Here is a 25244-nt window from a genome sequence, read left to right as displayed (position 1 = left end):
GGCGCCCCGGACCGGCAGCCGGGCGCCGGGCGCGCACTCCCCGCTCCCCCGGACCCCGTACGCGCCGCTCCCCCAGAGCCCGCACACGCCGCTCCCCCAGAGCCCGCACTCCCCGCTCCTCCGGAACCCGTACGCGCCGTTGCCACCGGCTCCCGACGGGACGCGGCGCCGTGCTCGCCCTCCGTCTGATCCGCCGCGCCCGGCCGGCGGCCCTGGCGCCGCTGGCGCTCGTCGCCGCCGCCTCCGCCGCGGTGAGCGCGCTGCTGCTGGCGGCTCTCGCCCAGGCGGTCCGCCAGCCCGGGGAGGCCGCGACCGTACGACTGCTGTGGTGCGTTCCACCGCTGGCGGCAGTGGTCGCCCTCGCGGTGTGGACGGCGGCCGGCAGCAACTCCGCCTGTGCCGCAGGCCCTTCGGGGCCCGGCGGGCACCACCGCGGGAGTACGGCGCTCGGCTCCTGGCGCTGCCTGTCCGCCGCGGCGCTGCTCGGAAGCGCCGCGGCACTCGCGTTCCGGACGGCGCCGCGCACGGGAACCGGCGGTGACGGCCTGACGGTGATCGGGGCGTCGGGTCAACCGGCCGTCGAGGGCGCGGCGTTGCCTTTGCCGGCCGCTCTGACACTGCTGCTGGTGCTGCCCGCTGCCACCGGCTGCGCTGCCGCCCTGGCGACGCGCTCACGCACGATCGGCCGGCCACCCGCCCCGTACGGACCGCTCCTCCTGCTGGGGTGCGGGGGCGCGGCGGTCACGGCCGCACTGGTGCTCGGCACCGCCTCGCGCGCCGGGGCCGCGCTGGTCGCGCTCGGCCTGGTGGCAGCGGGCCCCGGGCTGACCGCAGCGGCCGGGCACCTTCTCACCCGGGCCGGGCCCGGCCCGGCCCGGCTGCTCGCCGGACGTGCGCTGCTCGCCGAACCGGCCGTGCTGGGTGCCCCGTTGGGCCTGTTGACGGCGCTACTGTGGACGGTCGCGGCACTCCGGCAGCGCCTCGACCCCGCCGACGTCCTCGCCCCGCATCTCCAGTTCGCCTGCGCGGTCGTGCTGCTCTGCGCGCTGGCCGGCCTGATCCTCGCGGCACGGCGACGCACTCCGAGGCGCACCGCCACCGAGGTCGCGCTGCACCGCATCGGCGCGCCCGCCGCGCTGCCGCGCCGGGCGGCGCTCCTGCGGGCCGGCTCCCTGCTGGCGGTCTTCCTGCCGACCACCGCCGCGCTCATCGCACTCACCGCGCAGCTCGGTTAGGGCGCGGAGCGGCCAGTCCCCGCCGCACGAGCGCCCCCGTCCGACCGGGAACCCCCGTCCGCGTGAGCCCCCTCGTCGGCGCCCAGCCAGACCGCCTCCGCCGGATCGAGGTCCACCCTCACCGTCTCACCCGGCTGCGGCGCCTCACGCAGCGCGCAGGTGGCCTGGAGCTCCGGCCCGCGCTCGGGCGCGAGCAGGAGCGCGACGTGGTCGCCGCGGAAGGTGCGCGCCCGCACCCGGCACGCCAGGCCGCCGGCCGCGCTCAGCCGCACGCCCGCGGGCCGCACCAGCAGCGCCCCCTCGCCCGCGGGCGTGCCGGGCAGCGCGATCCGGCCCCACGGCGTACGTGCGACGCCTTCGACGACGGTCGCCCGGACGACGTTGTCGAAGCCCAGGAAGCGGGCCACGAAGGCGGAGGCGGGACGCTGCCAGACCTCCAGCGGAGTGCCGCTCTGAGCGATCCGTCCCTCGCGCATCACCAGTACGCGGTCCGCGAGCGCGAACGCCTCGCTCTGGTCGTGGGTCACGGCCAGCACCGTGGTGCCCAACTCCGCGAACAGCTGCTGGAGTTCCAGGGCGAGTCGTTCCCTGAGCGACCGGTCGAGCTGCCCCAGCGGCTCGTCCAGCATCAGCAGTCGCGGCTGCGGGGCCAACGCCCGTGCCAGCGCGACACGTTGCTGCTCGCCGCCGGAGAGCGAGGCGACGGCGCGGCGTTCGGAGCCCGGCAGCCCGACCATCTCCAGCAGTTCGGCGACGCGCGCCGCCGCCTGTCGCTTCGGCACACCGTGCATCCGCAGCCCGAAGGCGACGTTCCCGCCGACGTCGCGCTGCGGAAAGAGCTGGTGGTCCTGGAACATCAGCCCCAGCCCGCGGCGGTGCACCGGTACGCCGCGCTGGTCCGACCCGTCCAGCAGCACCCGCCCGCTGTCCGGCTCCCGCAGGCCCGCGACCGCCCGCAGCAGCGTCGACTTGCCGCTGCCGCTCGGCCCGAGCACGCACACCGTCTCCCGCTCCTCGACCCTGAGGTCGACCTCGTCGAGCACGGTGCGGTCGCCGAAGCGCACGGTGGCGGACTCGACTGTGAGCGCGGCCATCTAGAACTCTCCCGAACGGTTGGTACGAACCCTCTCCAGCGCCAGCAGCGTCACCGCGCAGACCAGCATCAGGATGGTGCTGAGCGCCATCGCCTGCCCGTAGTTGAGCTCCCCCGCCCGGCCCAGCAGCCGCTCCACCGCCACCGGCAGCGTCGGCTCGTCCGCCCGGGCGATGAAGACGGTCGCGCCGAACTCGCCGAGCGAGACCGCGAACGCGAACCCCGCCGCCACCAGCATCGCTCGGCGAACCAGCGGGAAGTCCACCTCCCGCCAGGCGCGCAGCGGCGAGGCTCCGAGCACCGCGGCGGCCTCGCGCAGCCGATCGTCGACCGCCCGCAGCACCGGCAGCATGGTGCGGACCACGAACGGCACTCCGACCAGCGCCTGGGCCAGCGGCACCAGGATCCAGGAGGCACGCAGATCCAACGGCGGCTCGTCGAGCGTGATGAGGAAACCGAAGCCGACCGTCACCGCGGACACTCCGAGCGGCAGCATCAGCAGTGCGTCGAACCCCCGCACCAGCGGGCCCGCCCGGTGGGTGAGCGCCGCGGCGGCGAGCGTGCCGACGGTGACGGCGATCAGGGTCGCCACCGCGGCGTAGGAAAGGGAGTTGCCGACGGCGGCGAGCGGCGGCACGACAAAGGTGCTGCCGGCGTCCACCGGGGCGTTGAGCGCCCGGTAGAAGTCCAGCCCGTAACCGCCGGGTGCGGCGAGGGAACGTTCGACCAGCACCAGCAGCGGCCCCAGCAGCAGCACCGCGATGACCACCAACTGCGAGACCAGCAACGCCCACTGACCCGCGCCGCTCGGCCTGTGCGCCACCTGGCGCTCGTCCACCAGCCGCAGCGCGCTCTCCCGCCGCCGCACCGTCCAGGCGTGCACGGCCAGCAGCCCGCCGACGGCCGCGAACTGGAGCAGGCTGAGCACCGCGGCGGTGGGCAGGTCCAGCAGCTGCGCGGTCTGCCGGTAGATCTCCACTTCCAGCGTCGCGTAGCGGGCGCCGCCCAGGATCTGGATGACCCCGAAGGAGGTGAAGGTGAAGAGGAAGACCATCAGCGCACCGGCGGCGACCGCCGGTGCCAGGGCGGGCAGCGTCACCCTGCGCCAGGCCGCGAACCGGCTCGCGCCCAGCACTCGGGCGGCCTCCTCCTGCCGTGGGTCCAGCTGTCCCCAGAGCCCGCCCACGGTGCGTACCACCACGGCGTAGTTGAAGAAGACGTGGGCCAGCAGGATCGCCCACACCCCGGTGTCCAGCCGGACTCCGAAGTGCTCGTCGAGCAGGCCGCCGCGTCCCAGCAGCCCGAGGAAGGCGGATCCCACCACCACCGTCGGCAGGACGAAGGGCACCGTCACCACCGCACGCAGCAGCCGTTTGCCGGGGAAGTCGAAGCGCGCGAAGACGTAGGCGCCGGGCAGGGCGATCGCCAGTGTGAGCGCGGTGGAGGCGGCGGCCTGCCAGAGCGTGAACCACAGCACCTGCACGGTGTCCGGCGAGGTCACCACCTCGACGGCGCGGGAGAGCTGCCACCGTCCGTCCTCCCGCAGCCCGCGCCCGACGATGGTGACGACCGGGTAGCCGAAGAAGAGACCGAAGAAGGAAACCGGCAGGGCCATCAGCCCCAGGCGCACCAGCAGGTCACGCCGACCGCGCCGCGGCGTGCGCCGTGTCGTCCCCTGCTCCGGCGGGCCCGGCAGGCCCTCCGGGGACATCGTGTCCGGCCGTGCGCTGCGCGCGGTGGCTACTTGAGCAGGCTTGTCCACTGCTTGACCCACCGGTCCCGGTTCTCGGCGATGCGCTCGGGAGCCACGCTGTGCGGTTCGTCGATCTCCACTCCGTAGCGGGTGAAGACCTCGGGCAGCTCGGCGTCCTCGTGCACCGGGCGTACGAACATGTTCAGCGGGAGGTCCTCCTGGAACTCCTCGGTGAGCAGGAAGTCCAGCAGCGCCTTGCCGCCCTCGGTGTTGCCCGCCCCCTCCAGCAGGCCGGCGAACTCGATCTGCCGGAAGCAGGTGCCCTCGGCCACGCCGGTCGGGCCCTCCTTGGGCGCCTTGCCCTCGCTGTAGTGGACCTCGGCCGGCGGGCTGCTCGCGTACGAGACGACGAGCGGACGGTCGCCCTTCTCCCGGCCGGACGCGGAACCGGTGAAGCGGTCGTTGTACGCCTGCTCCCAGCCGTCGACCATCTCGACCCCGTTGGACCTGAGCTTCTTCCAGTAGCTCTGCCAGCCGTCCTCGCCGTACTTGCCGACGGTGGCGAGCAGGAAGGAGAGCCCCGGCGAGGAGGTGGCGGCGTTCTGCACGACCAGCAGGTCCTTGTACTCGGGCTTGATCAGGTCGTCGAGAGTGCTGGGCGGCTCGATGTCCTTGTCGCGGAAGTAGGCCCGGTCGAAGTTGACACAGACGTCGCCGGTGTCGATCGGGGTGACGCGGTTCTGACCGGCGTCCAGCCGCAGCTCGTCGGGCACCTTGTGCAGGCCCTTGGTCTTGTGCGGCGCGAAGACGCCCTCGTCCAGCGCCTTGGAGAGCATCGCGTTGTCCACGCCGAAGAAGACGTCGCCCTGCGGCCTGCCCTTGCTGAGCACCGCCTGGTTCACCGCGGCGCCGGCGTCCCCGGCCCGCAGCACCTTCACCCGGTAGCCGCTCTCGCGCTCGAACTCCTCGAGCACGTCCTTGGAGACCTCGAAGGACTGGTGCGTGACCAGCGTGACGTCCTTCTTCTCCGCCTCCGCCCCGCCACCGCCACCGGATCCGCAGGCGGTCAGGCCCACCACTCCCAGGGCGGTGACGAGGGCAACGGCGTTCGTGCGGCGCTTCATCGTGCTGCTTTCGGCTCACGGGCGTACGACGGCAGCACGAGAGAGACCGAACTTCCTACCCAGCATGACCTGGGCGAGGTTCGAGGGTCTGCGGCCTGACGGTGCCGCACTCTCAGCGCTGCGCGCGCTCCCCTGTCGGATGGCATGAGCTTGTACGTTCGAACAATATCAGCCGCCCCCGGAGAGCACCGGGGGCGGCGAGATCCCTACGCCTTGGGCTCGGAGGCGGCCAACTGGCCACAGGCGCCGTCGATTTCCTGCCCCCTGGTGTCGCGCACCGTGGTCGGCACCCCGTGCGCACGCAGCGCACGTACGAACTCCTTCTCGTCCTCCGGCCGGGAGGCGGTCCACTTGGAGCCGGGCGTCGGGTTGAGCGGGATCAGGTTGACGTGGACCCGCTTGCCCTTGAGGAGCCGGCCCAGCAGGTCGGCGCGCCACGCCTGGTCGTTGATGTCCCTGATCAGGGCGTACTCGATGGAGATCCGGCGACCGGACTTCGCCGCGTACTCCCACGCGGCGTCGAGCACCTCGCGGACCTTCCAGCGGGTGTTCACCGGGACGAGGGTGTCGCGCAGCTCGTCGTCGGGCGCGTGCAGGGACACCGCGAGCCGGCACTTGAGCCCCTCGTCGGCGAACCGCAGCATCGCAGGCACAAGACCGACGGTGGAGACCGTGATGCCGCGCTGGGACAGGCCGAGGCCGTCGGGCGCGGGGTCGGTCAACCGCCGGATCGCGCCGAGCACCCGCTTGTAGTTCGCCAGCGGCTCGCCCATGCCCATGAAGACGATGTTGGAGAGGTTGGCGGGGCCACCGGGGACCTCGCCGTCCCGCAGCGCCCGTACACCGTCGACGATCTGGTGCACGATCTCGGCGGTGGAGAGGTTGCGGTCGAGCCCGGCCTGGCCGGTGGCGCAGAACGGGCAGTTCATCCCGCAGCCCGCCTGCGAGGAGATGCACATCGTGACCCGGTCCGGATACCGCATCAGCACCGACTCGACGAGGGTGCCGTCGTGCAGGCGCCAGAGCGTCTTGCGGGTGGTGTCCTCGTCGCAGGAGATGTGCCGCACGACACTCATCAGCTCGGGCAGCAGCTCGTCCGCGAGCTTCTGGCGCGAGCCGGCCGGAATGTCCGTCCACTGCTCGGGGTCCTGGGTGAACCGGGCGAAGTAGTGCTGCGAGAGCTGCTTCGCCCGGAACGGCTTCTCGCCCGTCGCGGCGACGGCTTCCTTGCGCTCGGCAGGGCTCAGATCGGCGAGGTGCCGCGGGGGCTTCTTCGCCCCGCGGGGCGCGACGAACGTGAGCTCTCCGGGTTTCGGCGGGGCCATGAACGAAAACTCCTCCAACGAACGAGGCCCTACCGCACTGCGACCCGGCATCCCCCACCCGGCGCCGTCGCGGACGCCGTCGAGGCGGTGAATGCCGGTGGACCCCTCAGAATCTCCCCGCGACCCGCGGGGAGCGACAAGGCCCGCCGACTGGAGCGGCGGGCCTCACCAGGGTAACCGGTCGCGCTCAGCCCGATCCGACGAAGATCACCAGCAGCAGCCACACCACCGGAGCGGTCGGCAGCAGCGAGTCGAGCCGGTCCATGATCCCGCCGTGGCCCGGAAGCAGCGTCCCCATGTCCTTGATGCCCAGGTCACGCTTGATCATCGACTCGCCGAGGTCGCCGAGAGTCGCGCTCGCGGCAACCGCGAAGCCCAGCAGCAGGCCCTGCCACCACTTGCCGTCGTCGATGGCGAAATGCATACAGAGCGCACCCGCCACCATGGCGAACGTCACCGCGCCGAGCAGCCCCTCGCGGGTCTTGCCGGGGCTGATGCGCGGCGCGAGCTTGCGCTTGCCGAAGCGCCAACCCACCGCGTACGCGCCGGTGTCGCTGACGATCGTCAGCACCAGGAAGGTCATCACCCGCCACGGCCCGTCGTCGGCGGCGAGCATCAGCGCGACGAAGGTGGCCAGGAAGGGCACGTAGAACGCGGCGAAGACCCCCGCGCTGACGTCCTTGAGGAAGCCCTCCGGCGCCTCGGCCATGCGCCAGGCCAGCAGTGCGAGCACGGTGAGCGCCATCACGACCCAGGCGCCCTCGGCACCCCGCACGTAGCCCGCGGTCACCATCGCGGCGCCGCCGACCGCGAGCGGGACCAGGGGCGCCCTGATGCCGCGACGCTCTTCCAGCCGGCTGGTGAGCTCCCAGAGCCCGACCACCACGGCGGCCACGACGACGCCGACGAAGATGTCCTTCACCAGGAAGAGCGAGGCCACGATCACCACGCCGAGCCCGACACCGACCCCTATCGCGGCCCGCAGATCACGGCCCGCGCGCTTCTTGCCGGCGGGCTCCCCGGCGGGGGGCCGGGCGGCGCCGTCGGGCGCGCCCGGGGTCCGGTCGCCGCCACCGCCGAGCGGGGCGCCGACCGGGCCGTCGGGCGCGGGCTGCCGGCCGCCACTTGCGTGAGCGTCCCGGGCTCCGCCGTCGGACGGGGTCGACATGGGTCCTCCTGACCAGGGCTTCGCGGTGCCTCGCGCACTGTGCGAGGTCGCCGTCGGCTGTGCGGAACCCTGGTCGGGGGGACCCCGGAATCCGGCGGGCGGGTTCGCTCCCCAGGATGAGTCGTTCACTTGATGGCAGCCCTAAATCTCTTGCAGCCCGAGTCGCCTCAGACTTCGAGCAGCTCTGCTTCCTTGTGCTTGAGCAACTCGTCCACCTGCGCCACGTACTTCGAGGTGGTGTCGTCCAGCTCCTTCTCGGCGCGACGACCCTCGTCCTCGCCGACGTCGCCGTCCTTGACCGCCTTGTCGATGGTCTCCTTGGCCTTGCGCCGGATGCTGCGGATCGCGATCTTGGCGTCCTCGGCCTTCGCCTTGGCGACCTTGATGAACTCCTTGCGGCGGTCCTGGGTCAGCTCGGGGAAGTTCACCCGGATGATATTGCCGTCGTTGGACGGGTTGACGCCGAGGTCGGAGTCGCGGATGGCCTGCTCGATGTTGCGCAGCGCGGTCTTGTCGAACGGGGTCACCACCGCCATGCGCGGCTCGGGCACCGAGAACGACGCCAGCTGGTTGATCGGGGTCGGGGCACCGTAGTACTCCGCCACGATCTTGTTGAACATCGCCGGGTGGGCACGGCCCGTACGGATCGCGGCGAAGTCCTCCTTGGCGACGACGACCGCCTTCTCCATCTTCTCCTCGGCTTCGAGGAGGGTCTCTTCGATCACCACGTGCTCCTGGGTTCGATGACTGAGCGGGTAGGAAAGGTGTGACTCGGGTCGGACGGCGGGGTCACGCACCGGCCAAGTCCCTTGCGGAACACGTCGGTTGCCGACCGTTCGTAGACCGTACCCGCGCGGTGTCCGGCCGGCGGGCGAGTCGCTCGGGACCGAGCCGCGAAGGCGGCACCGGCCCCAAGTTGCCGCTGTGGTACGGCTCGTGGCGTCAGCCGCGGGACGACTGGGCGCCCACGAGCGTGCCGATCTTCTCACTCTTGGCCGCCCGCGCGATATTGCCCTCGGCCAGCAGCTCGAACACGACGATCGGCAGCTTGTTGTCCCGGCACAGCGTGATCGCCGTCAGATCGGCGACCTTGAGATCGCGCACGATGACCTCGTCATAGGTCAGCTCGTCGAACTTCACCGCTTCGGGGTTCTTCGCCGGGTCGGAGTCGTAGACCCCGTCCACGCCGTTCTTGCCCATCAGCATGGCCTCGGCGTGGATCTCCAACGCACGCTGGGCGGCGGTGGTGTCGGTGGAGAAGTACGGCATTCCCATGCCGGCACCGAAAATGACCACACGGCCCTTCTCCAGGTGCCGGATCGCGCGCAGCGGGATGTAGGGCTCGGCGACCTGACCCATGGTGATCGCGGTCTGCACCCGGGAGTCGATGCCCTCCTTCTCCAGGAAGTCCTGGAGGGCGAGGCAGTTCATGACGGTGCCGAGCATGCCCATGTAGTCGGAGCGGGCCCGCTCCATCCCGCGCTGCTGCAACTCCGCGCCGCGGAAGAAGTTGCCGCCGCCGATGACGATGGCGATCTGTACACCGTCACGCACCACGGAGGCGATCTCGCGGGCGATCTTGTGCACGACGTCGGGGTCGACACCCAGACCACCGCCGCCGGAGAACGCCTCCCCGGAGAGCTTCAGCAGAAAACGGCGGGAACTGTCGCCGTCGACCTCGTGGGCGTCGCCCGCATCCTTGCTGTTCCTGCCGTTGCTGCTCATGAAGATCTCCTCGTGCACATGCGAGGAGGCCACTGCCTCGGGTCCTCGCGGCTCCCTCGGGCAATGGCCTCCTCGGCTCAGCTCGTGTCAGCTGTGGCGCTCCGCACCGGGCTCGGACACGATGTCCGCCCCGGTCGGTGCTGCCGGACCGACCCTATCGGGTCGGTCTCCGATCGCCTCACCGGCTACGGCGTAAGCGGGACGGTCAGGCACCGACGCGGAAGCGGGCGAAGTGCTTCAGCGAAACCCCGGCCTCGTCCAGAACCTTCTGGACCGACTTCTTGTTGTCCTTGGCGAACGGCTGGTCCAGAAGGCAGTTCTCCTTCAGGAAGCCGAAGACACGACCCTCGACGATCTTGGGGAGTGCCGCCTCGGGCTTGCCCTCCTCCTTGGCGGTCGCCTCGGCGACGTGACGCTCGTGCTCCAGCGTCTCGGCCGGAACGTCCTCGCGGGAGAGGTACTTGGGCGCGAACGCGGCGATGTGCTGCGCCACGTCCTTGGCGATCTCGGCGTTCTCCTTGTCCAGCTCCACCAGCACACCCACCTGCGGCGGCAGGTCGGGCATGGTGCGGTGCAGGTAGGAAGCGACGAAGCCGCCGGAGAACTGGGCGAAGCGGTCGAGGACGATCTTCTCGCCGAGCTCGGCGTTCTTCGCGTCGACGTAGGCCTGCACGGTCTGGCCCTCGAGCTCCGAGGCGAGCAGCGCGTCGAGGTCGGCCGGCTTGGTGGCGGCCACGTGCGCGGCGAGGGCGTTCGCGGCGGCCTGGAACTTGTCGCCCTTGGCGACGAAGTCCGTCTCGCACTTCAGCTCGACCAGCACACCCGAGGTGGCGTCCTCGGCGATGAGGGAGACGACGGCGCCGTTGGAGGCGGTGCGGGACTCGCGCTTGGCGACGCCCTTCTGACCCTTGACCCGCAGGACCTCGATGGCCTTGTCGACGTTGCCGTCGGCCTCGTCGAGAGCCTTCTTGCAGTCCATCATGCCGGCGCCGGTCTGCTCGCGGAGCTTCTTGACGTCAGCGGCGGTGTAGTTCGCCATCCTTCAGTTCCTTTGGTGTCCACTGGGCCCGTACGGCGCTCGGCGCTCGATGGGCTCGTCGGTCATGAGGTCGCCGTCACGGTCGGCTGGACGGCCGCCTCCCCTGTCGGGGGGCGGCGTCTGGCGCAGGGAGGCGCCTGCCGGAGTCCGCTCGGCGGAGGAGAGTGGTTCGAGTGGGGCGGGGCACCACCGGGGTGCCCCGCCCCGACACGGAGATCAGGCCTGCTCGGCCGGCTTCTCGGCCTCGTCGGCCTTCGGGGCCTCGTCGGCCTTGGGGGCGTCCTCGGCCTTAGCGGCCTCGTCGGCCTTCGGAGCGTCCTCGCTCTTCTTGGCCTCGCCCTCGCCCTCGAGCAGGTCGCGCTCCCACTCGGGCAGCGGCTCGGCGGCCTTCTCGCCACCCTTGGCCTCGGCAGCACCGGAGCGGGCGATCAGACCCTCGGCGACCGCGTCCGCGATCACACGGGTGAGCAGCGTGACGGAGCGGATCGCGTCGTCGTTGCCCGGGATCTTGTAGTCGACCTCGTCCGGGTCGCAGTTGGTGTCGAGGATCGCGACGACCGGGATGTTGAGCTTGCGCGCCTCACCGACGGCGATGTGCTCCTTCTTGGTGTCCACGATCCACACGGCGCTGGGCACCTTGGCCATGTCGCGGATACCGCCGAGGGTCTTCTCCAGCTTCGCCTTCTCACGGGAGAGGACGAGCAGCTCCTTCTTGGTGAGGCCGGAGGCGGCCACGTCCTCGAAGTCGATCTGCTCGAGCTCCTTGAGGCGCTGCAGCCTCTTGTGGACGGTGGAGAAGTTGGTCAGCATGCCGCCGAGCCAGCGCTGGTTGACGTAGGGCATGCCCACGCGCGTGGCCTGCTCGGCGATGGCCTCCTGGGCCTGCTTCTTGGTGCCGACGAACATGATCGAACCGCCGTGGGCGACGGTCTGCTTGACGAACTCGTAGGCGCGGTCGATGTACGACAGCGACTGGAGCAGGTCGATGATGTAGATGCCGTTGCGCTCGGTGAAGATGAAACGCTTCATCTTCGGGTTCCAGCGACGGGTCTGGTGACCGAAGTGGACGCCGCTCTCCAGCAGCTCCCGCATCGTGACGACGGCCATGGCCGTTCTCCTTGTGGTACTCGGTTGTCAGCGCCGCCGGGATGGCGAGCGCTCCTGGCGCCCCTGCGCGTGGCTGCCCGCGATTCCGCCCGGAGTGAGGGCGATTCGAGGGACCGAGCGACGCGGCCACCTTGCTGGGGTGGCGGGGCGCGCGAAGTCGACCCGGTGACCCGGGTCGCCATCAGAAGTGTACGGGACCCCCGCGGCGCCTGACGCCACGGTGAGTTTTCCACAACTGGGCAGTTGTCCACAGATTCCGCCCGTATCTCCCAAGTCATCTGAGGCGGTGTCAGAGTGCTGGGCATGTGGCTCTCTCTCCTCGCCGCCGTCGGAGCGGCGTTCTCCCTGGTCTGGCCGCTGCCCGAGCCCCGGATCGAGCGCCGCTTCGAGCCGCCTCCGAAGCCCTGGTCCGCAGGTCACCGAGGAGTGGATCTGGCAGGTCCGGCAGGACAGGAGGTCGTCGCCTCCGGTCCCGGGACGATCGCCTTCGCCGGCACGGTGGCGGGCCGAGGCGTGGTCTCACTGGTTCTCGACGGCGGCACGAGCCCGCCGCTCCGCACGACGTACGAGCCGGTTGAGCCCGAAGTGAGCGCGGGCGAGCGAGTGTCGGCAGGGCAGCCCGTCGGCACGCTGCAGGCCGCCGCCGGCCACTGCGGCCGTCGCGTCTGCCTCCACTGGGGGCTGCTCCGCGGTGAGCGCTACCTCGACCCGCTGGCGTACGTGCACCCCGTGCGTCCCGTGCTGCTGCCGGTGCCATCGCGCGAGCCGACGCCGCCCACGGATGGACCGACGCAGACGACGGGCGACCCGGGGGCGGAGGAGGGATCGGGAGCGGAGGACGACTCGGCCGTGGAGGGCCGGCGCCGCGCGCAGGCCGTGTGGCAAGCGGAGCCCAGGCAGCATGCGGAGTCTTGGCGGCAAGCGGAGTCCGGCGCGGGCGGTGAGGAGAGCGGCACGAGCCGACCGACCTTCGAGGATCCGGCGGAGTCCGTCGTCGCGATCTCGGACCGCACACAGCCGACCGGCGCCGAAAACCGCCCGGACCCGGGGAGCTTCGCCCTGACCGGACCGTCGCTGGCCCTCACCGCTGCCGCGCTGTGGGCCGGCCACCGGATCCGCGCCGGGAGCCCGCGGACGCCGAGGAGCCCCGAACGGTCTCGCGCCGGAAGGCGGAGAAGAGCTCGACGGAGCCTCAGCCGGCCGCCCCGGGGCGTTCGCCCCGGACGCCGTGCAGCGCCATCGCCACAGCCGCCTCGGTGACCTCGGAGCCCGGCTCGGCCACTCCGAGCTCGATACGGCGCACCGCCGCGTCCACCACACCCTGCAGCAGCATCGCCGCAAGCCTCGGCTGCTGGTGACCGAGCTGCTCGAGCGCCTGGACGGTCATGGCGATCAGCCCACCGTGGGCCGCGCGGATCTTCTCGCGGGCGCCCTGGTCCAGCTCGCTGGCGGAGATGGCGACCACTGCCCGGTGTCGGCGGTCCCCCACCAGCGCGAGCTGGGTGCGTACATACGCCTCGATCTGCGCTTCGGCACTGGTGGCCGACTGCATCGCCATCTCCACCTCGGCGGCCCAGATCGGGAAATCGACCGCGCACAGCTCCTCGACGACAGCGGCGCGCGAGCGAAAGTACTCATAGACGGAGGAGCGGGCGAGACCCGTGCGCTCGGCGAGCGCCGGAAAGGTCAGCGCCTCCGTGCCGCCCTCCGACAGCAGTGATCTCGCGGCGTCCAGGAGGGCGCCGCGCTGCATCGTCCGGTGCTCGGCCACCGAGGCCGCTCGAATCCTGGGCACGCTCCCACCTTAAATAATGCGACCAGCTCGACGAAAGCCCCGGAACCGCCGGCGTCACTGCCGCACCATGCACACCGTGCCGCAGCGCAGCGCGCAACACGCAAATGCGCAACGTCGGCGTCAGCCGGCCACGTCGGCCATCTTCGCGCGGAGCTGCAGCACCGACTTGGTGTGGATCTGGCTCACCCGGCTCTCGGTGACACCGAGGACGGCACCGATCTCCGCGAGCGTCAGACCCTCGTAGTAGTAGAGGGTGACGACGGTCTTCTCCCGGTCGGGAAGGGTGTTGATCGCCCGGGCGAGCAACCTCTTCACCTCTCGCCCCTCGGCGATCTCCACCGGGTTGTCGGCAGCGGTGTCCTCCAGGGTGTCCATCAGGCTCAGTCGGTCCCCGCCCTCCCCGCCGACGTGGAGCAGCTCCTCCAGGGCCACCACGTTGGCCAGCGACAGCTGACTGAAAACGCTGTGCAGCTCCTCGACGCCGACGCCCATCTCGGCCGCCACCTCCGCCTCGTTCGGCGTCCGGCGCAGAGCGGCCTCCAACGTGGCGTACGCACGCTCGACGGCCCGCGCCTTCTGCCGCACCGAACGAGGGATCCAGTCCATCGCCCGAAGCTCGTCGATCATCGCTCCGCGAATTCTGGAGATCGCGTACGTCTCGAACTTGATGGCGCGATCGAGGTCGAACTTCTCGATGGCGTCGATGAGTCCGAACACTCCGGAGGAGACGAAGTCCGCCTGCTCGACGTTGGGCGGCAGGCCGACGCTGACCCGGCCGGCGACGTACTTGACCAACGGCGAGTAGTGCAGGATCAGTTGCTCGCGCAGATTCTCGTCCCCGGTGCCCTTGTACCGCGCCCACAGCTCCTCCAGCGTGGTGGGCGCGGGAGGACGCGGCGCGGCGGCCGGCGCCGTACGTGTGGAGACGGGGGTCTGGTGGGGCATTCGTCACCTGGAGCAGTTCTGCCGTGGTTGAGGCGTCAGGGGAGGGTGCCGGAGTGCCGGGTGGCGGCATCGGCGGGCCGGTGGTCTGACGCCGGGGTCATTCACCAGGGCTGACGCGGTGGGGGAACCACGTGAGCGTAACGTGACCAATCGGCCACAACCGGCGATGAACCTTCCCTCCGGCATCCGCAGATACGTTCTTCGCCCCGCACCCTGGTGGTACACGCGAGCCGGATGGCGTCGTCCGCGCGGTCCCGGAATCCACCGAACTGCGTGCATGCCCTCACCATTTCACTGAATCGCCGCAGTTCAAGGACCGTTCGGTCACCCGTTGGTGGTCCTCGCACGCACGTGTGAGCTGCCAGTGGCCTCCCTGCCGTTCGACGAAGCCGAGGGTGCCGAGCTCCAGCAGCCTGGCGCGCACCTCCACTTCGACCATGCGGAGCCGCCGCGAAAGGCTCAGCGCGGTAACTGCCGTACGGGCGGGCAGCGCCTCCAGGACCTCCCGACAGCGCGGATGCAGCAGGTCCCGCGGCAGCACAGCGCCCTCCTGCCTGGGCGCGAGCTCGCCGATGTCCCCGATGAGCTCGATGACCTCCGCCGCACTGGTGACCAACTCCCCCTCCTCGCGCAGCAGTCGGTGCACACCCGCCGAGAGCTGCGAGGTCACCGGCCCCGGCACACCCATCACATACCTGCCGAGCTCCGCGGCTCGGCGGGCGGTCACCAACGAGCCACTGCGCACCTGGGCCTCGACCACCACCGTGCCGCGGGTGAGCGCCGCGATCAGCCGGTTGCGCTCCAGGAACCGGCTGCGGGTGGGGTGCGCGCCGAGCGGGAGCTCTGCGACCAGCACACCTCTCTCCGCGATCCGGGCGATCAGCTCGCCGTTGGACGCCGGATAGGCGCGGTCGACGCCGCAGGCGAGCACCCCGATCGTCAGCCCCTCCGCGCCCAGCACCCCGCGGTGTGCAGCTCCGTCGACCCCGAAGGCAGCACCGGAGGTCACACACCAGCCACGGTCGGCCAACTCGGCCGAGAGCTGCGCGGCGACCTGCAACCCGTACCCCGAGCAGGCACGGGCGCCCACCACAGCGGCCGACCGCAGCGCGGCGAACCGCAACGAGCATCTGCCCCGGACCCAGAGCCCCACCGGTCGCGCCTCGCCCAGATCGTCCAGCTGCACCGGCCACTCCCGGTCCCCGGGGCACAGGAACCGGCCGCCCAACGCGGCCACCTCGGCAAGCTCCTCCTCCGGCCTGGCCTCCTCGATACGCGCCCGCCAGGTGCTCAGCCGCCGCTCACCGACTCCCGGCAGCGGGCGGCCTTCGCGCAGCGCGCCGTAGACCCACTGGGCCCCCTGCTCGGCCAGCAGCCGGCCCAGTCGTACGTCTCCCGGCTCCGCCGCCCTCGTCAACGCGGCACGCGCACAGCGCTCGGCCAACAGGACGGTCTCCACCGGGCGTTCAGCCGCACCGACCGGCTCACCGGCGGCACCCCCCGCCCCGGGCAGCACGGGCGGCCCGGCACCGCCTTCCTCACTCGGCACGGGCAGCCCCAGGCCCTGGGCGCTCACCGCGCCGCGCCGCTTCCGGTGGCCACCGCTCCGCGGCTCACCCCTGTCCGCAGCTCCAGCGCGAGGTCGACGTCCTCCTTGGTGGGACGTGCGTGGTCCGCGAGATCGGCGAGGGTCCAAGCGACCCGCAGCACTCGGTCCAGGCCCCGCGCGGTGAGAAACCCGCGCTCCATATCGCTCTCCACCGTGCTCAGGGCGCCCCGCTCCAACGGCCAGCGCGTACGGAGCTCGTGCCCGGGCACCTCGTTGTTGGTGCGCCAGGGCGTGCCGGTCAGACGCTCCTGTGCGCGCTGCCTCGCCACCGCCACCCGCGCCGCGACGGTCGCCGTGCTCTCCGCGCTGCGGACGGCCGCGAGCAGCTCCGCCCGGCTCACCGGCTCGACCTGCACCCGGAGGTCGACCCTGTCCAGCAACGGTCCGGACAGTCTCGCCCGGTAGCGACGGACGGCCGCGGGGCGGCATTCGCACTCCCCCGCGGTGGTGCCGTGCCTCCCGCAGGGGCAGGGGTTGGCGGCCAGCACCAGCTGAAGCCTCGCCGGCATCCGCAACATGCCCTGGGATCGGGCGATCATGACGTGGCCGGATTCCAGAGGTTGCCTCAACGCGTCCAGGACCCTGGGTGCGCACTCCGCGGCCTCGTCCAGGAAGAGCACCCCGTGGTGGGCGAGGGACACCGCTCCGGGCCTGGGCAGACCGGTGCCGCCACCGATGAGCGAGGCCATGCTGGCGGAGTGGTGCGGCGCGTAGTACGGCGGCCGGGAGACCAGCGGTTGACCGTGCGGGAGCACCCCGGCCACCGAGTGCACCGCGGTCGCCTCCAAGGACTCCTGCTTGCTGAGCGGCGGCAGAATGCCCGGCAGCCGCTCGGCGAGAAGCGTCTTGCCGGCTCCGGGAGGCCCCTTCAGGAAGAGGTGGTGCCGACCCGCGGCCGCCACCTCCAGCGCCGCACGCGCCGTGTGCTGGCCGGCGACCTCGCAGAGGTCGACCGCGGCGCCGCCTCCGGGCGACAGCCCGCCGCCCGGCACCGCGAGCCCGGCCAGGCCAAGGTCTGGCAGGCCGTCGGCCGCGACCGGCTCCTCCTCCGGCACGGCCTCGTCCATCAGCACCGCGATGAGCTGGCCCAGGCTCCGCACTCCGAGCACCGCCACTTCTGGCACGAGCGCGGCCTCGGCCGCCGTCTGCTCCGGTACGACGACCTGCCGGTACCCGGCATCGGCAGCGGCCAGCACCGCCGGCAGCACGCCCCGCACCGGGCGCACCCTGCCGTCGAGCCCCAGCTCTCCGATCATGAGCAGATCGGTCAGCCGACGCGGGTCGATGCGCTCCGCCGCCCCGAGCACGGCGCAGGCGACCGCGAGGTCGAAACCGCTGCCGCCCTTGGGCACGGCTGCCGGGCTGAGCCCGACCGTGAGTTTCTTCTGCGGCCAGTCGACGCCGGAGTTCACCACCGCCGCGCGCACCCGGTCCCGACTCTCGACGAGCGACTTGTCGGGCAGTCCGACGAGGGTGAAGGTCGCGACGCCCGGCTCCAGATCCGCCTGCACCTCGACCAGCACGCCCTCGACACCCACCAGCGCGACCGAGCAGGTCCTGGCGAAGCCCATCAGGCGATCCCCCTGACGTGCTGGACCAGCGGTGCGCCCGCCGCGGGCAGCAGAACGCCCACCAGATCGATCCGCACCCCGCCGTGCGGCGGGCGGCCGTACCGGCTGATCCACCGCTCGCACAGCCAGCGCGAGGCAAGCCTGCGAAGCCGCTCCGCCTTGCGCGGAGTGACAGCCGCGAAGGGATGCTCGTAGCCGCCGAGCCTGCGGGTCTTCACCTCGCACACCACCAGGGCGTCCGCCTGGCGGGCAACGATGTCCAGCTCGCCTTCCCGGCAGCGCCAGTTGCGCTCCAGGATCGCCATGCCGGACTCCCGCAGCCGTCGCGCCGCGAGGTCCTCGCCGTAGCGGCCGATTGCATTGCGCATGTTCATCTCCACCACCTCCACCCCGGACTCTGAACGAAGAATCGGGAGGAAGTGGATCTTGATGAATTTCTGTGTACAACTCGCCGGTTGTGGACAACTCCGCCACTCGAAAGGGGAGTTCTGCGAGTGGCGGCGTGGCACCTGCGGTCGCGTGCTGTTGTCCGGTCGTGGGCATCACAGCCGGCCGGGGTGGCGCCCGTGTCGTGAGCAGAGCAGGTCAAGCGGGCGGGCGCTGCGGTGCGGTGGGTGCGGTGCACGACCGGCTTCCGCAGGGCCGTCGGCGCCGTCAGAGCCGTGAGACCCGTAAGAGCCGTCGGAGCCGTCGGAGCCGTTGATCAGCGCATTCGAGGCTGCTGGGCTGCGCTCGGGAAGCGAGTGGACCTGGCCGTAGCAGACCGGGCCGCGTCGCGTCGCACCCGCGAACCGGGCGCCTCTACCTGATACGCACCGGCTCGTTCCGGCGAAAGCGAAGGATTCGCGTCATCGGGTGATTCCGGCCGGACGACCGTCGCACTGCGGTGATCTTGGAGATACCTTCGACTCCGAGCACGGCCGGGACGCGCACACGGCACAGACGCGCGCACCCTCCAGGAGCCGCGCATGCACAGGCACAGGCACAGGCACGAGCGAACCGATCGGTCGGCGAAGGGGCACCCATGACGACCTCCGCCCCGCTCGACGCGCTGGCCGCACCGCCGGTACGGGCACCGGGAGACACCCGTACCGGGACGGCGGACAGCGGCGCGGAGGGCGGCGCGGAGGGCGGCGTCAGGTGCCGAAGCCGGAGTCCTCCGGCAGATTGAGGTCGCTCTTGTTGAGCTCCTCGATGTTCACGTCCTTGAACGTCAGCACCCGTACCTGCTTGACGAAGCGGGCGGGTCGGTACATGTCCCAGACCCAGGCGTCCGCCATGGCGACCTCGAAGAAGACCTCGCCCTGGTCGGAGTGGACATGCATCTCGTAGTCGTTCGTGAGATAGAAACGCCGCTCGGTCTCGATCACGTACTTGAACAGACCGACGACATCCCGGTACTCCCGGTAGAGCTTCAGCTCCATCTCGGTTTCGTACTTCTCGAGATCCTCGGCGCTCATGGCGGTGTTCCCCTTCAGCCGTGCGTTCCCCCATTGTGCGTCAGGGTGCAGCCTGCCGTCCGCCCCGCCGCGCAAACGGGCCGTACGCGGCGCCCGCCAGTATCAGGGCCACGCCGACCCCGGAGGTCCACAGCACCGGCTCCAGCGGACCCGGCGCGGAGACACCTCCCGGCAGCTCGGCGAACGCGGCCGGCCGGCCGACCCTCCCCGCGTCCCCCATCGGCCAGACGGTCGCGTCGACCCTGGCACGCACCGTGTCCCGTCGCACGGCGCCTTCCGCGCTGTCCTCCAGGTGCTCGCGGGAGTCCAGGGAGCTGTCCCTCTTGTCGCCGAGCAGGAAGAGCCTGCCGGAGGGGACGGTGGCGCTGAAGTCGGTCGGCGAGGCACGCTTGCCGCCGCTGCGGTACGGCTCCTCGACCGGAGTGCCGTTGACGGCGAGGCGGCCCTGGCTGTCGCAGCAGACGACCTTGTCGCCGCCGACCCCGACCACCCGCTTGAGCATCGGCATGTCGCCCCACTGCGAGTCCTCGAAGACGACGACGTCGCCGCGGCGGACCTCCGAGCCGTCGATGCGCTGGGCGAGCACGCGCTCACCCGCGGAGACCGTCGGGGTCATCGAGTCCGTCGGGACGGTGTACGGCTGGTACTGGTACGCGCCCCAGGCGAAGCCGCCCAGGAACAGTACGCAGCCCAGCGCCACCGCGACCGAGGAGATCGCGTGTCCCGTACGGGCCTGCCGTCCCGCTCGTTCTTCCGTGTCAGTGCTCATCACAGCTCCCGAGATCCGCCGGCCTGGGCGCACCCTACCGCCGAGTCACTTCACTCACCGCGGAGCGGCCGGCGGCCGAGAATCGGCCGGACCGGCCGTGCGGCCCGCCACATGGTTCCGCTCAGTCGCCCTGGTCGGCGCGCAGCAGGCGCCTCCTGCGCACCAGGACGATCGGCAGCGCGCCGAGCAGCCCGAGGGCGGCAGGCGTCGCTGCTCCGGCGGCGGAGAGGTTCTGGTCGTAGGCGTCGGGCACCGCAAGCGTGCTCCACCTGTTGGGCGGCCAGCCGATGACCACCGCGCGGCCCACGACGTCCTCCTCGGAGATCGTGCCCTTGCCCGGGAGCTGCTGGTGGTAGCGCGAGTCCAGGCTGTCCTGGCGGTGGTCGCCCATCACCCAGAGCCGGCCCTCGGGCACCTTGACGGGCCCGAACCCGTCCCGCTCGCACGGGATGTTGCCCGGGAAGAGGTAGGACGACTCGTCCAGCGTCCGGCCGTTGACCGTGACCTGACCGCCCTCCTCGCAGGCGACGGTGTCGCCTCCGGTGGCGATCACTCGCTTGATGAGGTCCTTGTCGTTGGCAGACGGCATCAGGCCGATGAAGCTCAGCGACTTCTGGATGAAGTTCTCCGAGACCTCGGGGCCGTCCAGCCAGCCGCCCGGGTCCTGGAAGACAACGACCTCGCCCCGCTCCGGCGTCGAACCGAACCACGGTGTCAGCTTGTCGACCAGCACCCGGTCCCCGCGCTGAAGGGTGTTCTGCATCGAGTCCGAGGGAATCGAGAACGCCTGCAGCAGGAAGGTCTTGATCAACAGGGCCAGGATCAGGGCGATACCGATGAGCAGCGGCAGCTCCCGCCAGAACGAACGCTGCTTCTTGCGCTTCGCGTGCCGCCCGGCGTCGTCACCACCGGTCTCGGTGGCATCGGTCTCCCCGGCCCCGGTCGGCTCCTGCGCTCCGGCCGGCTCGCGGTGCTCGGCCCCAGGTCGCTCGTTCCGGTCGTCGAGTCGCCCCTCGGGCTCGTCTCCGCCAGAACCGGACCGCGCGCCAACCGCCAAGTCCCCCACATCCACTCCTCACGCTGCTTTGCCGCCTGGCCGACAACCGACGCAGGCCCACCACTCCCATAACGAGCGGGAGTTCCGCAGGGCTCGGGAGAGTCACCAGGAGATTCTCTCCCGCCCCTGGCCCGGGTCCGTCGCGTACACTGCCCGGCTGCGCGGCGCCGCTGCTGGTCACCTCGGGGCCGCTGCTTCCGCCGTCGGGGACCGAGGCGTACGCGCCGGGCTCCTCCAGGCTGCCCCAGTTCTTGTACGGCCAGGCGATGACGACGGCCTTGCCCACCACCAGGTCCTCGGAGATGGTCCCCTTCCCGGGGTCCTTGAGGTGGTAGCGGGAGTCGGCCGAGTTCTCGCGGTGGTCCCCCAGGACGAAGATGCGTCCCTTGGGGACGTCCACGTCGAAGTTCATCCGGGAGGGCTTGTTTCCCGGGTGGAGATAGGGCTCGTCGATCGGCTCGCCGTTGACCGAGACCCGGCCGTTCTTGTCGCAGCACTTCACGTTGTCGCCGCCGACGGCGACCACACGTTTGATCAGATCCTGCTCGTCGTCGCTCGGCAGAATCCCGATGAACGTCAGCCCCTGCTTCAGCTGCTTGATCACCGGCGGGTCGTTGGCCGCGGGAAGCTCGCCGGGCTCCAGCCAGCCGCCCGGGTCCTTGAAGACCACGACGTCGCCGCGCTCCGGGCGCGAGCCGAACCACGGGGTGAGCTTGTCGACCAGCACCCGGTCGTCGATCTTGATCGTCTGCTCCATCGAGCCCGACGGGATGACGAAGGCCTGCACCAGGAACGTCTTGAGGAACAGCGCTATCAGCAGCGCCACCCCTATCAGGATCGGGATCTCCTTGGTGGCGGAGAGCCGGCGGCGCCGCTTGATGCGCTTGGCCGCACGCCGCCGGGCGGCACGCCCCTCGCCCGGCCCGCGCAGGGTCGGACCTGACGGCGTCGGCGCGGAGGGCTGCTCCCCGTCGGAGGAGTGCCGACCGCGAGCCGCCGCACGGCCGTGCCCCGATGCGGGCTTTCCGCGCTTACCCACGGGACGCCCCGATGTCCGCCGATCTGCCGAACGGCCAGATGACCCGCTCCGCCCGGCCTATCACCTTGTCGACCGGCACGGTCCCGCCACCGGGATGGCCCAGGAAATGGCGGGAGTCCTGGGAATCGGAGCGGTGGTCGCCCATCACCCACAGCCGGCCGGTCGGCACCAGCGTGTCGAACGGCACCTCGGAAGGCCGGTCCTGCGGGTGGATGTACGGCTCTTCCAGCGGCTTGCCGTTCACCTCGAGCCTCCCCGTTGAGTCGCAGCACTTGATGCGGTCGCCCTCGGTGCCGACGACGCGCTTGACGTAGTCACTACCCGGAGGCGACGCGAGTCCAACTACGGCGCCCGCCGAGCGCACCAGGTCACCCAGCGGATCGGACTCGGTCGCCTCCGTGAACGACCCGGTCCCGTCAAAGACAACAACGTCTCCGCGCTGCGGAAGGTTGCCGAATCGGTAGGCGAGCTTGTTCACCAGAATGCGATCGCCCGGTTTGAGGGTGTTCGCCATGGAGTCGCTGGGGATCGCGTACGGCTGTGCGACCAGGCCGCTGAACAGCATCAGGGCCGCCACCAGCCCACCCGCGACCAGGGCCGCACGCACGAAACGCGACCGTCCGACCCGTCCCCACGAGGGGTCGGGCGAGCGGTCGCGTTCCGGCTGCTGAGCGGAGGTGTCCATCGGGTCGCTGTCCATCGGACGGTGGGCCCAGCTCCGCGGCCCCGGCCCCGATGGGTCTCCGCGAGGCACGGGCCTCGCGAAGAGCCTCAGTTCTCGCGCTTCTCCTTGATCTTGGCGGCCTTGCCGCGCAGGTCGCGGAGGTAGTACAGCTTCGCGCGACGCACGTCACCGCGGGTCACGCGCTCGATCTTCTCCACCACGGGGGTGTGCACCGGGAAGGTGCGCTCGACGCCCACGCCGAAGCTGACCTTGCGGACCGTGAAGGTCTCGCGGACGCCCGAGCCCTGGCGGCGGATGACGGCGCCCTTGAACTGCTGGACACGCGAGCGCGAGCCCTCGATGACGCGGACGTGCACGTTGACCGTGTCGCCGGGCCGGAAGTTCGGGATGTCGCTGCGCAGCGACGCGGAGTCGACGGAGTCGAGAAGGTTGGACATGCTCGTCTGCTTTCCTCGCCCATGCCACAGGTCATCGGCGGAAGTGTGTGGATGATGATGGAGTAGCCCCACATCCGGCGGCGTTGGTCCCCCTGTGGCAGGGTCGCGCGCCGACGCCGGGCACAGCCGGTCATTCTTCCACGGGGACGTCCGGTCGCCAAAATCGGCCGTCCCGGTCCTCCTGCCAGCCCAGCGCGGCAAGCGCCGCCCGGTCCTGCTTGTCGAGTGTCCCTGCGTCCAACTCCCGGACCAGATCGGGGCGGTGGGCGCTGGTGCGCTCCAGCGCGCGGTCCCGGCGCCAGCGTTCGATCCGGCCGTGGTGACCGCTGAGCAGCACCTCGGGGATGCCTCGGTCCCGCCACAGCGGCGGCTTGGTGTAGACGGGGCCCTCGAGGAGATTGGCCATGGCGCCGGTCGCGAAGGAGTCGTCCCGGTGGGAGTCGGCGTTGCCGAGCACTCCGGGAAGCAGCCGGGCCACCGCCTCGACCATCACCAGCACCGGCGCCTCGCCGCCCGCGAGCACATAGTCGCCGATGGAGATCTCCCGCACGTCGTGGCGCTCGGCGTACTCCTCGATCACCCGGCGGTCGATGCCCTCGTACCGCGCGGGGGTGAAGACCAGCCAGGGGCGCTCCGAGAGCTCCTGGGCCAGCTGCTGGGTGAACGGCCGGCCGCTGGGAGTCGGTACGACGATCACCGGCTCGCCCTCGCCCGAGCCGATGACCTCGTCCAGTGCCTCGCCCCACGGGTCCGGTTTCATCACCATGCCGGGGCCGCCGCCGTAGGGCGTGTCGTCAACGGTGTGGTGGCGGTCGTGGGTCCACTCCCGCAGATGGTGGATCCGCACGTCCAACTGCCCCCGCGCACGTGCCTTGCCGACGAGCGAGACGTTCAGGGGTTCCAGGTACTCGGGGAAGATGGTGACGACGTCCAGCCTCACTCCGAGCCCTCCTCTGCGAGCAGGCCGGGGGGCGGATCGATGACGGCGCGCTGCTCGTCCAGGTCGATCTCGGGAACGATCTCGGCGACGAAGGGCACCAGCACCTCGCCGCCGTCGGCACGACGCACGATGAGCAGGTCCTGCGCCGGCAGGTGGGCGATCTCCTCGATGCGCCCGACGACGACGCCCTCGGTGGTGACGACCTCGAGGTCGACCAGCTGGTGGTCGTAGAACTCCTCGGGATCCTCCGGGGTGTCCTCCGGGTCGATGTCGGCGATCAGCAGGGTGTTGCGGATCGCCTCCGCGCCCGTGCGGTCCCGCACTCCCTCGAAGCGCAGGAGCAGACGCCCGCTGTGCACCCGGCCGGTCTCGATGGTGAGCGGGCCCCGTTCGGCGGGGTCGGTGTGCAGTACGGCGCCGGGGCCGAGCCGCAGCTCCGGCTCGTCGGTGCGCACCTCCACGGTGACCTCGCCCTTGATCCCGTGAGCACGGCCGATCCGCGCGACTACGAGCTGCACTGTCTGTCCTTCGCCTCTGCTGGGTTCGCGTCTGCTGCGGCGCCCGGATGCGCGCGCCGGTGTGACAACGCGGCACGGGCCGGGGACGGCGGGCCGAAACGGCCTTCGGTCCCCGGCCCGTGCCGGTGACATGCTGTGTTCCGCGTCAGCGGATGGCGTCGACGTCGACCAGGTCGACGCGGATGCCACGGCCTCCGAGCGCGCCCACGACGGTGCGCAGGGAACGGGCCGTACGGCCGTTGCGGCCGATCACCTTCCCCAGGTCGTCCGGGTGGACCCGGACTTCCAGCACCCGTCCACGACGGAGGTTGCGGGATTCGACCTGCACCTCGTCGGGATGATCGACGATGCCCTTGACCAGGTGCTCGAGGGCTTCCTCGAGCATCCTCAGGCCTCGGTCGACTCGGCCGAGGTCTCCTCGGCGTCGGCGGACTTGTCGGCCTTCTTGGCCTTCTTGGTGATGGCCTCGCCCTTGGGCTCGTCACCGGCGGCCTTGGTCAGGGACTCGAAGAGACCCTCGTGACCGGCCTTCGGCTCGGCGACCTTCATCGGCTCCGGGGCCGGCAGGCCCTTGAACTTCTGCCAGTCACCGGTGACCTTGAGGATCGCCTGCACCGGCTCGGTCGGCTGTGCGCCGACACCCAGCCAGTACTGCACGCGCTCCGAGTCGACCTCGATGCGCGAGGGGTTCTGCACCGGGTGGTACAGGCCGATCTCCTCGATCGCACGGCCGTCACGGCGGGTGCGGGAGTCGGCGATGATGATGCGGTAGTGAGGCGAACGGATCTTGCCCAGACGCTTCAGCTTGATCTTGACTGCCACAGCTGTGGTGTCTCCTGGTCTTGACGTGGTGGAGCACGGTGGGTGCCACGTGGGGTTGTGGTACCCGAGGTGTCCGATGGACGCGTCA

At 71.1% G+C, this 25244-nt stretch carries 25 protein-coding genes, 1 pseudogene and 1 riboswitch; of the genes and pseudogenes, 2 read left to right on the top strand and 24 right to left on the bottom strand.

The window, feature by feature from the left end; translation table 11 throughout:
- Nucleotides 1–170 precede the first annotated feature (170 nt).
- Complete coding sequence (locus tag MTQ01_RS23085) at nt 171–1235, top strand: hypothetical protein (RefSeq protein WP_247492776.1); 1065 nt, start codon at nt 171–173, stop codon at nt 1233–1235.
- On the opposite strand, the gene MTQ01_RS23080 is transcribed toward MTQ01_RS23085, so the two are convergent.
- From MTQ01_RS23080 to rpsB, 9 genes are all read right to left on the bottom strand, one after another.
- Entirely contained in the window at nt 1232–2329 is a 1098-nt protein-coding gene (locus MTQ01_RS23080; RefSeq protein ID WP_247492775.1) for an ABC transporter ATP-binding protein, read from the bottom strand. The genes MTQ01_RS23085 and MTQ01_RS23080 overlap by 4 nt on opposite strands.
- Nucleotides 2330–3958, bottom strand: coding sequence for an iron ABC transporter permease (locus MTQ01_RS23075; RefSeq protein ID WP_247492850.1), 1629 nt, complete (start codon nt 3956–3958; stop codon nt 2330–2332).
- Between the two features lie 110 nt (nt 3959–4068).
- Nucleotides 4069–5145 (bottom strand): thiamine ABC transporter substrate binding subunit, encoded by a 1077-nt coding sequence (locus tag MTQ01_RS23070; RefSeq protein ID WP_247492774.1) that lies wholly within the window; start codon nt 5143–5145, stop codon nt 4069–4071.
- Nucleotides 5146–5179: 34 nt separating this feature from the next.
- A riboswitch (TPP riboswitch) is annotated at nt 5180–5289 on the bottom strand.
- A 62-nt stretch (nt 5290–5351) separates the two neighbouring features.
- On the bottom strand, nt 5352–6470 hold the full coding sequence (rlmN, locus tag MTQ01_RS23065; RefSeq protein WP_247492773.1) for a 23S rRNA (adenine(2503)-C(2))-methyltransferase RlmN: 1119 nt from the start codon (nt 6468–6470) through the stop codon (nt 5352–5354).
- Between the two features lie 187 nt (nt 6471–6657).
- Complete coding sequence (locus tag MTQ01_RS23060) at nt 6658–7767, bottom strand: phosphatidate cytidylyltransferase (RefSeq protein ID WP_247492772.1); 1110 nt, start codon at nt 7765–7767, stop codon at nt 6658–6660.
- A gap of 38 nt (nt 7768–7805) precedes the next feature.
- A complete protein-coding gene (frr, locus tag MTQ01_RS23055) occupies nt 7806–8363 on the bottom strand; it encodes a ribosome recycling factor (RefSeq protein WP_247492771.1) in 558 nt (185 codons plus the stop codon).
- Nucleotides 8364–8580: 217 nt separating this feature from the next.
- A complete protein-coding gene (gene pyrH, locus MTQ01_RS23050) occupies nt 8581–9363 on the bottom strand; it encodes a UMP kinase (protein WP_247492770.1) in 783 nt (260 codons plus the stop codon).
- Nucleotides 9364–9568: 205 nt separating this feature from the next.
- The gene (gene tsf, locus MTQ01_RS23045; RefSeq protein WP_247492769.1) at nt 9569–10402 is read right to left on the bottom strand and encodes a translation elongation factor Ts; all 834 of its coding nucleotides are present in this window, start codon (nt 10400–10402) and stop codon (nt 9569–9571) included.
- A gap of 216 nt (nt 10403–10618) precedes the next feature.
- Complete coding sequence (rpsB, locus tag MTQ01_RS23040) at nt 10619–11509, bottom strand: 30S ribosomal protein S2 (protein ID WP_247492767.1); 891 nt, start codon at nt 11507–11509, stop codon at nt 10619–10621.
- 303 nt (nt 11510–11812) lie between these two features.
- Here rpsB and MTQ01_RS25340 point away from each other — a divergent pair, with 303 nt between their 5' ends.
- A complete protein-coding gene (locus tag MTQ01_RS25340) occupies nt 11813–12769 on the top strand; it encodes a M23 family metallopeptidase (protein WP_374207845.1) in 957 nt (318 codons plus the stop codon).
- Here the strand turns inward: MTQ01_RS25340 and MTQ01_RS23035 are convergent.
- The 15 genes and pseudogenes from MTQ01_RS23035 to rpsP form a co-directional block, all read right to left on the bottom strand.
- Nucleotides 12702–13280: a TetR/AcrR family transcriptional regulator gene (locus MTQ01_RS23035; RefSeq protein WP_247492849.1), complete on the bottom strand. Its 579-nt coding sequence runs from the start codon at nt 13278–13280 to the stop codon at nt 12702–12704. The two genes, MTQ01_RS25340 and MTQ01_RS23035, sit on opposite strands and share 68 nt — an antisense overlap.
- Before the next feature lie 144 nt (nt 13281–13424).
- Nucleotides 13425–14249, bottom strand: coding sequence for an RNA polymerase sigma factor WhiG (whiG, locus tag MTQ01_RS23030; RefSeq protein ID WP_247492765.1), 825 nt, complete (start codon nt 14247–14249; stop codon nt 13425–13427).
- Between the two features lie 283 nt (nt 14250–14532).
- Nucleotides 14533–15825, bottom strand: coding sequence for a DNA-processing protein DprA (dprA, locus tag MTQ01_RS23025; protein WP_374207844.1), 1293 nt, complete (start codon nt 15823–15825; stop codon nt 14533–14535).
- On the bottom strand, nt 15822–17429 hold the full coding sequence (locus tag MTQ01_RS23020) for a YifB family Mg chelatase-like AAA ATPase (protein WP_247492763.1): 1608 nt from the start codon (nt 17427–17429) through the stop codon (nt 15822–15824). Before MTQ01_RS23020 ends, dprA begins: the two co-directional genes overlap by 4 nt.
- The gene (locus MTQ01_RS23015) at nt 17429–17803 is read right to left on the bottom strand and encodes a YraN family protein (protein ID WP_247492760.1); all 375 of its coding nucleotides are present in this window, start codon (nt 17801–17803) and stop codon (nt 17429–17431) included. The genes MTQ01_RS23020 and MTQ01_RS23015 overlap by 1 nt, the downstream gene beginning before the upstream one ends.
- A gap of 762 nt (nt 17804–18565) precedes the next feature.
- A complete protein-coding gene (locus MTQ01_RS23010; RefSeq protein ID WP_211042053.1) occupies nt 18566–18889 on the bottom strand; it encodes a DUF2469 domain-containing protein in 324 nt (107 codons plus the stop codon).
- A gap of 40 nt (nt 18890–18929) precedes the next feature.
- Nucleotides 18930–19658 carry a signal peptidase I gene (lepB, locus tag MTQ01_RS23005; RefSeq protein ID WP_247492759.1) on the bottom strand — a complete coding sequence of 243 codons (729 nt, stop codon included), beginning with the start codon at nt 19656–19658 and terminating at the stop codon, nt 18930–18932.
- A gap of 121 nt (nt 19659–19779) precedes the next feature.
- Nucleotides 19780–20715 (bottom strand): signal peptidase I, encoded by a 936-nt coding sequence (lepB, locus tag MTQ01_RS23000; RefSeq protein ID WP_308294434.1) that lies wholly within the window; start codon nt 20713–20715, stop codon nt 19780–19782.
- Nucleotides 20716–21028: 313 nt separating this feature from the next.
- Nucleotides 21029–21502, bottom strand: a pseudogene (lepB, locus tag MTQ01_RS25335) (signal peptidase I); the annotation flags it as partial.
- Between the two features lie 244 nt (nt 21503–21746).
- Nucleotides 21747–22439: a signal peptidase I gene (lepB, locus tag MTQ01_RS22990; protein ID WP_247492846.1), complete on the bottom strand. Its 693-nt coding sequence runs from the start codon at nt 22437–22439 to the stop codon at nt 21747–21749.
- Between the two features lie 86 nt (nt 22440–22525).
- On the bottom strand, nt 22526–22876 hold the full coding sequence (gene rplS / locus MTQ01_RS22985; protein ID WP_247492755.1) for a 50S ribosomal protein L19: 351 nt from the start codon (nt 22874–22876) through the stop codon (nt 22526–22528).
- Nucleotides 22877–23006: 130 nt separating this feature from the next.
- Nucleotides 23007–23816 (bottom strand): tRNA (guanosine(37)-N1)-methyltransferase TrmD, encoded by an 810-nt coding sequence (trmD, locus tag MTQ01_RS22980; RefSeq protein ID WP_247492753.1) that lies wholly within the window; start codon nt 23814–23816, stop codon nt 23007–23009.
- A complete protein-coding gene (gene rimM / locus MTQ01_RS22975; RefSeq protein ID WP_247492751.1) occupies nt 23813–24334 on the bottom strand; it encodes a ribosome maturation factor RimM in 522 nt (173 codons plus the stop codon). Before rimM ends, trmD begins: the two co-directional genes overlap by 4 nt.
- 145 nt (nt 24335–24479) lie before the next feature.
- Nucleotides 24480–24719 (bottom strand): RNA-binding protein, encoded by a 240-nt coding sequence (locus tag MTQ01_RS22970; protein WP_247492749.1) that lies wholly within the window; start codon nt 24717–24719, stop codon nt 24480–24482.
- 2 nt (nt 24720–24721) lie between these two features.
- Nucleotides 24722–25156, bottom strand: coding sequence for a 30S ribosomal protein S16 (gene rpsP, locus MTQ01_RS22965; protein WP_247492748.1), 435 nt, complete (start codon nt 25154–25156; stop codon nt 24722–24724).
- Between the last annotated feature and the right edge of the window lie 88 nt (nt 25157–25244).

It is taken from the genome of Streptomyces sp. XM4193 (genome assembly GCF_023072595.1).
Lineage (GTDB): Bacteria > Actinomycetota > Actinomycetes > Streptomycetales > Streptomycetaceae > Streptomyces.
The sequence above is the reverse complement of the archived record's forward strand: the minus strand, read 5'-3'. Positions and strand labels throughout refer to the sequence as shown.